Source organism: Methylomonas sp. ZR1 (assembly GCF_013141865.1).
GTDB lineage: Bacteria > Pseudomonadota > Gammaproteobacteria > Methylococcales > Methylomonadaceae > Methylomonas.
In genome coordinates, this window is the sequence record NZ_RCST01000001.1 from 3,591,380 (window position 1) to 3,601,231 (window position 9,852).

At 44.2% G+C, this 9,852-nt stretch carries 10 protein-coding genes and 1 pseudogene; 1 reads left to right on the plus strand and 10 read right to left on the minus strand.

The features are described 5' to 3' along the window. Positions 1-26 precede the first annotated feature (26 nt). From DDY07_RS16250 to DDY07_RS16265, 5 genes are all read right to left on the minus strand, one after another. A complete protein-coding gene (locus DDY07_RS16250) occupies positions 27-1,268 on the minus strand; it encodes an MBOAT family protein (protein WP_171696623.1) in 1,242 nt (413 codons plus the stop codon). A gap of 168 nt (positions 1,269-1,436) precedes the next feature. Further along, positions 1,437-2,429: a GDSL-type esterase/lipase family protein gene (locus DDY07_RS16255; RefSeq protein ID WP_171696624.1), complete on the minus strand. Its 993-nt coding sequence runs from the start codon at positions 2,427-2,429 to the stop codon at positions 1,437-1,439. Between the two features lie 213 nt (positions 2,430-2,642). Next, positions 2,643-4,475 carry a carbamoyltransferase gene (locus DDY07_RS16260; RefSeq protein ID WP_171697819.1) on the minus strand — a complete coding sequence of 611 codons (1,833 nt, stop codon included), beginning with the start codon at positions 4,473-4,475 and terminating at the stop codon, positions 2,643-2,645. 17 nt (positions 4,476-4,492) lie between these two features. Continuing rightward, entirely contained in the window at positions 4,493-4,645 is a 153-nt protein-coding gene (locus DDY07_RS24160) for a DUF5989 family protein (protein ID WP_225893004.1), read from the minus strand. 13 nt (positions 4,646-4,658) lie between these two features. After that, positions 4,659-5,120: a hypothetical protein gene (locus DDY07_RS16265; RefSeq protein WP_171696625.1), complete on the minus strand. Its 462-nt coding sequence runs from the start codon at positions 5,118-5,120 to the stop codon at positions 4,659-4,661. Positions 5,121-5,173: 53 nt separating this feature from the next. Here DDY07_RS16265 and DDY07_RS16270 point away from each other — a divergent pair, with 53 nt between their 5' ends. Beyond that, positions 5,174-5,368: a hypothetical protein gene (locus DDY07_RS16270; RefSeq protein WP_171696626.1), complete on the plus strand. Its 195-nt coding sequence runs from the start codon at positions 5,174-5,176 to the stop codon at positions 5,366-5,368. A 212-nt stretch (positions 5,369-5,580) separates the two neighbouring features. Here DDY07_RS16270 and DDY07_RS16275 read toward each other — a convergent pair whose 3' ends face one another. The 5 genes and pseudogenes from DDY07_RS16275 to DDY07_RS24170 form a co-directional block, all read right to left on the minus strand. Then, positions 5,581-6,306, minus strand: a complete 726-nt coding sequence (locus tag DDY07_RS16275) for a glycosyltransferase family 2 protein (protein WP_171696627.1) — start codon at positions 6,304-6,306, stop codon at positions 5,581-5,583. A gap of 311 nt (positions 6,307-6,617) precedes the next feature. After that, positions 6,618-6,950: pseudogene (locus DDY07_RS16280) on the minus strand (hypothetical protein); the annotation flags it as partial. A 164-nt stretch (positions 6,951-7,114) separates the two neighbouring features. Then, complete coding sequence (locus tag DDY07_RS16285; protein WP_171696628.1) at positions 7,115-9,121, minus strand: acyltransferase family protein; 2,007 nt, start codon at positions 9,119-9,121, stop codon at positions 7,115-7,117. A gap of 309 nt (positions 9,122-9,430) precedes the next feature. Further along, a complete protein-coding gene (locus tag DDY07_RS24165; protein ID WP_240617973.1) occupies positions 9,431-9,598 on the minus strand; it encodes a transposase in 168 nt (55 codons plus the stop codon). Beyond that, the gene (locus tag DDY07_RS24170) at positions 9,591-9,836 is read right to left on the minus strand and encodes a transposase (RefSeq protein ID WP_367650887.1); all 246 of its coding nucleotides are present in this window, start codon (positions 9,834-9,836) and stop codon (positions 9,591-9,593) included. The genes DDY07_RS24165 and DDY07_RS24170 overlap by 8 nt, the downstream gene beginning before the upstream one ends. Positions 9,837-9,852: the final 16 nt, after the last annotated feature.

Here is a 9,852-nt window from a genome sequence, read left to right on the forward strand (position 1 = left end):
GGGTAAGCCTTGTTTCGTGCAATTCGTCAGAAATCGAAATAGATAAAAGCCGCAGTATTTCCTTGACTTATTGTGATCGCCACAAGCCAACAGAAAGCCAGCGCAATCCATATAAATTCAGGCTGAGCGTAATGAACCGCAATTTTGATCCGCCTGATGTCGTCAAACCGGTGTAGCGCGAAGAACACCAAGATCAACAACAACGGAAAAACATTATTGTTGGCGAACGAATCAATCCCGCCCCAACCACCGATAAAGGGGGCCGCCCAGATGTCTAGCGCTTTTGCAATAGTCGGGCTACGAAAGAAGACCGCTGCAAAAGCGAAAAAATGAAATGTCAGCAACACCCCAATCCAATCGGGCATTTTGCCGGATGGCAATCTGCGTAAGGCGGGCCGCAACAAATAATTAACCGATATACCGATGCCGTGCAGCAAGCCCCAAATCAAAAAGGTCCAATTCGCACCATGCCATAAACCGCTTAACAGCATGGTGATCAATATATTTCGGACAGCCTTGAACCGTCCGTACCGGTAGCCGCCGAGCGGCTGGAAAAGATAGTCACGAAACCAAAATGACAGCGTAATATGCCACCGGCCCCATAAGTCGCTAAGCGAACGCGCGGCGTAAGGCCGACGGAAGTTATTAGGTAGACGGATTCCGATGGCGAGCGCAAGTCCAATCGCCATGTCGGTATATCCGCTGAAGTCGCAATAAATTTGAACCGAGAATCCGTAAATCACCAACAGCGCGTCCAGAGCCCCAAGCGTCCCGTTTTGGTTATAAACATCATTAACCGCAAAACCGACCTGATCCGCAAATACCAGCTTTTTGACCAAACCAAGCGAAAAAATCGCCAGCGGCACGGCAAACCGGCGTAGGGTCGCCATGCGCTGACGTTCGAGTTGCGGCAGCAGTTCGTAGGGCCGAAGAATCGGTCCGGCAATCAGATGCGGAAAGAATAAGACATAGGCGAGCACTGCCGATGCGGATGACGTTGCCGGAAACTTGCCTTTGTAGATATCGATGACATAGGCCGTGAGGGTAAAGGTGACGAAAGACAAACCAAGCGGCAGCGGCAGATTGAGCAAATTGTCTTGCATACCAACGAACGGTCCGATCAGTTCCCTAAAGAAAAAATCCGTGTACTTGTAGAAAACCAGCGGCAAAAATAAACCGATGACGCACGCAACCGCCCGGCGTTTGCGTGCGACTGGATTGACCGCGCCATTCATCCAAATGACGCCGAGGTAGGCGATTGCCGTCAATAAGTAAGGCAGCCATATGTATTCGATTCGCCACCATCCATAAAAAATCGTACTGCCAAGAATGATCAGGTAAATTCTAAATTGCTTGGGAATGATGAAGTGGAGCAGGAAGTAAACGGAAAAAAATACAAAAAATATCGGTGAACTAAATAGCATTCCCCATCCTGTTTACTTGTTCACTGAGGAGCTGCCTGATTGCGAAAGCGTTGGCAGGATTGCCTCGGCCATCAGCCGGTGGCCTAGTGCATTGGGGTGCGGATCGGTCGGCATTGCCCAAATGTCTTTCGGAGGCAAACCTTTCATTGTGGGCAGTTGGTCGCAATAAATGTAGCCGTACTCGGCGGCTACCTGTTTCATAATGTCATGGGCAAAATCGAATTTATAGTCAACTAAATTGAATGTGGCTGGCGTCATAGCCAGATATATCCGAATATTATTCGCTTTGGCATACTCCGAAAGTTGTCTGAGCTTTTCTTTCATTTTGAGCATGCCGGGCGCTTCTGGCTGATAGACGTCGCGATAGTACTGCACCATTGATTGTTCTCCGTTCTTATCGAAGAACCGGTGATAGACGCCCCATAAGATCACCGCCAGTTGACTGTGACGTAACAACAAATTATCTCCGCCAGCAGGCAGGTCTTCAGCGTCGCGCAGACAATAATGCACGACGATATCGGTCGGATGCAGGCCGGTAAGCTCATCAAAAAAACGGGAAACGTAGCGCTCTGTGTTGTAGTTGCCGACGCCGGCGTTAAGCACCTGTACGGGCTGTTTGTCGATAGCGCTTAACGCCGTCTCAAGTCTGGCTTCAAGGGTGTCCTGTTCAGAAACTCCCCAGCCAAATGTGATGGAGGCACCGAGAAAGAGAATTCTTCGTCCGCCAGGCGGCAAAGCAGAAAGCGGGGCACCGCGCAACCCATGCTCGTTGAGGCGAATTTCGACATTCTGCAATATCGCCGATTTTGACCTGACATGATCGAAGTCAAGCATAGGCTCAGGGCGGCGGGTTTTTAGTTCCTTGCCGTAGCGCCACATCTCGATATCGTAGTTGGTCATTGAACTGTTTTTTATGCGCAGGAGACCTTCTGCGAGACCGAGAGCGATTGCCGACGACAGGCAGAGCAAAATTATCGATAGGAATTTTTTATTAGTTTGTGGCATGGCAACCTTAGCGAAAGTTTGATCTATGAAATTCCAATCACTTGACTTTGGAGTGCCGTCGTTATTTTTGGCGGCTGGCCAACTGGTGTGTATTGGGAAAATCTATTTCTCAAACAAGACAGGGAGGAAAGACTTGTTTTCATTGGCAGTTTTTAATTCAAAAATCAGTTGCTATTCAAGTAATGCGTTGGTTTTCTAATAATCAAGCCGTGGTTAATCCGGCTCAAGAGTGGTGCTGTAATTTGTTTTCAGACGGTTATCCTGTTTTTCTTTGTAGAGAATGTAGTTCTCAATGACCAGTAATTCGATCTCGGAGCCCATGAAACAACGAAACGCATCCTCCGGGCTGCAAACGATGGGTTCCCCTCGAATGTTGAAGCTGGTGTTAATGAGTACAGGGCATCCAGTGCGGGCTTTGAATGCGGAGAGGAGTTCATGAAACCTCGGATTGGTTTCGCGATCCACGGATTGGATTCTTGCTGAATAGTCTACATGGGTCACTGCGGGTATTTCGGAGCGCGGTATATTAAGTTTATCGATCCCGAACAGCGCCGACTCCTGTTCCGTTACTTCCGTTCGCTTGTCTTTGGCTACATTGGCGACGAAAAGCATATATGGGCTGTCGCAATCGAGTTCAAACCACTCAGCCATATCCTCACGCAATATAGCCGGCGCAAAAGGACGAAAGCTTTCGCGATACTTTACTTTTAGGTTTAATGTTTTCTGCATCGCCGGATTACGCGGATCGCCAAGGATGGAGCGAGCTCCCAGCGCTCGAGGGCCAAATTCCATGCACCCCTGAAACCATCCAACGGCTTTTCCCGCTACCAACGCATCTACGGTGGCCGTAATCAAATCGGCGTCGCTTAGCCTTTCGAAGCGCGCGCCTGCGCTGGAGAGCTGTTGTTCAATCTCACTATCATTGTAACTCGGCCCAAGGTACGTGCCGGACATTGCATCTTTTCCATTTGTCCGGCGCGGTTTGTCGCAATGCGTGTAATAAGCGGCCAAAGCGGCGCCAACCGCACCTCCGGCGTCACCCGCGGCCGGTTGAATCCAAATGTTTTCGAATTTACCATCGCGCAAGATTCTGCCGTTAGCCACACAATTAAGTGCGACGCCGCCGGCAAGGCAAAGATTTTTACGGCCGGTTTCATTGAATAGGGCTCGCGTCAAGCGAAGCACTATTTCTTCCGTAACCCATTGAATAGATGCGGCAATATCCATGTGCTTCTGGGTCAAAGGCTGCTCGGGCTTTCGCGGCGGATCACCAAAAAGCGCGTCGAACTTTTTGTTAGTCATCTTGAGGCCAGTGCAATAATCAAAATATTGCATATCCAGCCGAAAACTCCCATCGGCTTTTAGATCAAGGAGCTTACTCAGGATAACGTCGACATATTTTGTTTCGCCGTAGGGCGCCAGTCCCATTACCTTGTATTCGCCAGAGTTGACTTTAAAGCCAAGATAATAGGTAAATGCCGAATATAAAAGACCAATCGAATGAGGGAAATGAATTTCCTTCACTGCCTCCAAACGGTTGCCGCATCCGATTGCTACTGAAGTCGTTGTCCATTCGCCGACGCCATCCATAGTTAATACAACGGCTTCCTCGTATGGTGAGGCAAAAAAAGCGGAGGCCGCGTGACTTTGGTGATGTTCGGCGAATAGCAAACGACTTTCTATATTCGAATCCGCACCCAGGTTTTTCAACTCATCCCGCAGTAATAGCTTTTGAAACAGCTTTTCTTTGAGCCAAATCGGCATTGCCGTTAAAAATGATTGAAAACCACGTGGAGCAAAAGCAATATAGGTTTCAAGAAGTCGTTCGAATTTTAAAAAAGGCTTGTCGTAAAATACAACATACTCAATTTGATCCAGATTTTTACCAGCCGCGTTCAGGCAATATTCAATTGCATTTTTAGGAAAAGCTGCATCATGTTTTTTGCGGGTAAACCGCTCTTCTTGCGCCGCGGCGATTATCCGACCGTCTACAATCACACAGGCCGCGCTATCGTGATAAAACGCCGAGATACCTAATATATTCACGCTTTCTTCGGCAAACTTCAAAATATGGCGTAGATAAATGGCGCGATCGCGGAGCCTTGGCTTAAAACGACCAGACCGCCGACCAAGGCTAGTACGAATATGATCGGTAATAGCCAATATTTCTTTCGCATGGAGAGGAAGACCCAAAGTTCTCGTAAGATATTCAGCATTACTAATTCCACATTAGAATTGATTGTTCATATTTTGTTGTTTAACCACAATAAGCGGTCGATTTTGCCAATATGTTGGCGCTTTGCGATCAAATCTCAGCTTGAGTAAATCTCTTTTGAGGAGGCGCATTAATAGCCCAACAGGCAGAATAGTCAATAAGAAAACGGCTCCCATTATGACGGGATTAATTAAATAAGATAAAATGAGACCCAGACGGTACCAAAGATTATTAAGAGGACGTAGTGGCGCCATCCAAAAATAAGCCAGGAACAGAAAAATGGCGGCAAGGGATAGCCCCGTCAGCCACCAATAATCATAAAAGTCACGGACTCGATATAGCCTTATAAAGGCAATCATTAAAAATACGACAGAAAAAGTTATTCCAAATCCGCGTTCAGTTGGTTTTTCTGCATTCTCTTCTTGGCGCGAGTTTTCAAGCACGTAACCTGATCGTTTATAAGTGGATTTTCTCATAGATTTTAACTACTAGCGGCACTGACCGATACGGCATTTAAACGCTGGTAAAAGTGGCCGATAAACTGGCGAACAACGCCATCCCATTGCTCGACGCCTCACCCAAATGCCACGAATCGATACTGATCAACACCCCAATCCCGCGGCATGACGACAACCAAAGCGATGATCGTCAAACTTTTTCCTTTTTATTATTTGATTTCCCTGACAGGCAATATAAAAAAGTACGCCAGAAACAAGAAAATTGAATACGACACTCAAATCATGTATGAACTAAAGATGCAAAACCGGATGAATTTTACTCGTTAGCCTGTTGCATTAGGGAGCCTCTGATTAATTCGTTAACATGAATTTCCGTACCAATTAAATCCAATGGCTTGCGCATTGATTTTTATTGAAAAACTGAATTAATCAGAGGCTCCTTAGAATAATACAACCTGTTTCTTTACGGTATGTTTTGTTATCTATTCAGACTAGGATGATAAAACAATGCATCTCGCAATATGGATTTTAATAAAACAAGAGCGCTCTTATATTTTCCTAGCACCCCAGGATGGGCCCGACTTCCTTGCACGCCTATTCTAGGGGGCTCAGAAGAAGAAATTTCCGTTATCTTCAAGCCGTACCTAGCACCACGGGTTAATAACATTATTTCCGAAAAATCACTCTTGAATTTATCTATTTCCAATGTGTATAGATGAGACTTTTTGAATGCTTTATACATCACGAGCCCATCTGTGTATTTTGTTGAGAAAAGTATATTAATAAGACCGGTAAAAAACTTATTAGCAATTCCCGATACGAAATCATCATCTTCCGAAATTGCATCACCTTTGTATCTCGATGCTACAACTATATCATAACCGGCGTTTATCTTTTCAATTAGCCTTGGAATATCTTCTGGAATCGAGTTACCGTCCGGCGAAAACGGAATAATGACATCACCTCTAGCCAATTCAAACGCTTCCCAAAAAGCCGCTTTAACTCCTTTTGATTTTTGGCGAACCACATTATATCCTTTAGAAATAAGATATTCTTTTGAGCCATCATCAGAACTACCATCAAGAATCAATATCTCGTCACACCAACTTTTGTCTATCCGCGGCATTATAACTTTCAATGCATCTATTTCATTTTTTACAGGAATAAAAAGCGTTGTTATAAATTTTAATTTCGAATTATCCATTTTATTCTTCAAATAAACAGCCGCATTATAAATGCAGCTTGCTGTTCTTTTCTTAGCCTTTAATAAAAATCAAGCAACAACACGCCGTCAAATTATTTTTAAATCTATAACTCAATATAATATCGACTTACATCATAAAAGCCCAGCAATAACTAACCGGAATATTAATAGCCACTCTAGGGAACCTCTGATTAATGCAGTTTATCAAGAAAAATCGATGTGTAAGCCATTGATTAATATACAGTGAATTCAATGTTACGAATTAAATAGCCCTCCCTGAAAAAGCCAAAATTTTTCAGGGAGGACCGCCCTCACACGAACGATAAAAATTGCTCTGATGAAAATGTGCCCCTTAGCCGAAACAGCGACTGCCCAAAATGACGCCAAAAAATCCTCAACCGCCTGAGGATCAAACGGATGTTGTGGCCTGCACCGCACAGGATGGCACGCAACGCATCGCCCATTTCGCCTTTCAGGTAGTTGCGCCCCATTAGTCCGTCGTTCTGTAGGTGGCCGATGATCGGTTCGATGGCGTTGCGGCGTTTCAGGGCACCTTTGAGTCGTCGGGTATCCACGCCGCGTTTTTGCCGGGCTTTGTAAATCGCGACCCCGGGTACCTCGACGCCTGGATAACCGAAGTCCACACCCGCTTCTTTGGCGCTGGCAGGCATAGCAATCAAGTAGCGGCAGAAATGAATAACGACGCTAGCAAGCAAGGCAAAACCGCTACGCGGAGCGCCTAAAACTAGCGGCTTAAATGAATTCATACTCAATTCATTACCATATGAGCGTTCTATTACAGTCAAACTCAAAACACATTCAAATTTTGGTATTTTGCACGAATGATCCCTCCAAGCTTTTTAAAGATTTTAGTTGACGCAGCTGGCGTTAAATGATTATTGTCAGCTGTAATCAAGCTATTTCCGATAATAAAGCTGCAAGTAGATAAATCATCGACAACATCACATAACTGTTCTTGAATGTCGAAGTAGTCAACATTTTCTTCATTTGCAATTTTCTGAATTGCCCGGCGCAAATCGACAGTATTAGAAAGTAATCCGTCTCGCGCAATAGACTGAATCTCATACTCGGTGGATTTCTCACTTGCCTCTCGAGCAACTATATCAATTAGCTTCTCTTTAAATATAAATGGCTGCCCAACCACTAAAACTGGCTTACCAATTGCCTTCATGTATCTAATAGTTTCCCGGAAATTATTATAATCCGGGCCAAGCGACGCAAATATCGTCAAATCGATAGCGTTTTTTTCAATAAAGTCAAACATAAATTGATTAGATTGAAGACAGTAATCCATTCCCCAATTAACACCAGGCCTACAATTTGACGGTGTTGCTTGAAGAAGATTAAATCGCTCTCTAGGCAAATTCTCATTCAACCCCATCCAACTATAACTTGCCACAGAATCTCCCATCAGCAATATATTGACCTTACCATTAACAGGCTGAATACATTCTGCTTGATCAAAGTTTTTAAAATTTGTGAACGAGCAACCTGGCGCCCGAGGTTTCAAGGTACTTAACGAATCTTTTGTTCCTGATAATAAGTACGAGACATTTTTAGGGAAACGCCATCGCCAACCATCATGAGAGTAAACATGCAATGCTGGAGCTCCAACAATTACTAAAGACAATGAAACAGCAGACCAGAATTTACGTCGCCCGGAGGAAGTGCTTTGAAAATCGATCCTTCTAAAAGGCGCTTCAATAAATTTGTATAGTAAAGCGGCGATAGCTATCGATAAAATCAATACAGCGACCTTATCAAGCAAGCTCCATGACTCCGGTTTTATATATTTATAAAATACAATCGTCGGCCAGTGAATAAGGTATACTGAATAACTGATTAGACCCAAGCCAGAAACTAACGAATGCCTCAAAAGCGCACCGAAAAGTCTAGATGTTTTTGCGCCATATATTATTAATGCGGCGCCAAAACACGGGAGTAGCGCAAAAGTGCAAGTATAAGCATGCTCATCTTTATGCTGCGTAGCCGCATACATAATTGTTAAAAATCCAATAAATACAGCAGCCTCTTTTACCCAATCAGAACGATTTTGACTGTGTTCAACACCCAATAAAGCAGCTCCTAGTGAAAATTCAAATATACGAAATGGCATAAGAAAAAATGCCGAGGATTCAACGTTGGAAAACGATACGGACAAATATAATCCGAGTTTATTTTGAATTTCAAAAAGATTATTGACATAAGCGATATTTAATAAAACACTGAAAGCGGAAATCAAAAAAAATGCTTGAGTTAAATGCGCTCTTGGGACTCTGCGAAACAAAAATAAAACAATTATCGGCCAAATCAAGTAAAACTGTAGCTCGACGCTAAGAGACCAAGTATGCAACGCGGGCTTTAGATAAGCCACTTTGTCGAAATAGCCAGATTGACTCCAAAATAATATATTTGACAATCCGACCAAAGCATAAAAAATAGAACCGCCAAGATGTTCAAAATCGTCCGGTCTAAACGATATCTCCGCTATAAAAAATGATAAAAAAAGAGTAAACGCCAACGCCGGAAATATGCGTTTAGCTCGTCTAATCAAAAACAACCCATAGTCAATATTTTTTACACGGGACTGATACAACTCATCCAACAACAATCCGGTTATTAGGTAGCCACTTATTACAAAAAATATATCAACACCGACAAAACCGCCCTTAAAGCCAGCGATCTCAAGATGAAATAAAACAACTAATATGACTGCGATGGCACGGATACCATCAATTTCTTTGTAATAAGTGCTATATTGCGTGCCCGCAGTGTGCAAAAGCGAACTATTCAAATTTAAGCCCTCGCAAAGTCAAAAAATCAACATTGCCGCAATTAAAAATAATTTCTAACTTTAAATACCGAACCAATGTTAGCGTTTTAATTTTTTAACGCTCCACACTTCTGCATTTTCGTTATGGAACCTCTGAATAATAGCTGTTTTGAAATACATCAGTTTCAATAGCCGGTCAAAACTCAAAAACTGACTGATGATTGATCTAAAACAGTCCGTTTTGTGCTCGCAATGCGCCTTATTTGGCAATTGCAGACGCAATCAGGCTACGACGTTAGTAGGCATCCCCGCGCAGGACATTGGCAATCGCTACCAGAAAGGCCAACGGGCCTGATAACCCGCATCGCCGTGGACAAACTGTTCCTCGCCGTGCAACAACGAGGCTGCTTCCGCGATGTCGCTGACGTTGCCCGAGGTGACTTTGAAGGTATGCACCAAGCCGGTTTCGCTATCGACAACAATGTGGAATTTAACCATTGAATGCCTTTCTTGCAGGCATGCATCTCGGGATCGTGCGCTTTGTCCTGATTTCTAGTCGAGGTCGGTGCCGGAACTGCAAAATCGTGCTTTCATCCAGCACGGCTTCCAGGCAGATACCGCAAAAACGCCGCAGCGATTCAATCTCATACAGCGCCTCTTCCACTTGTTCCCTATGGGTATGCCGGATCGGAGTAGTTATAGAGAATCTGTGCGACGTGAACATGCAACATGGCATTCAACGGAAACGGTTT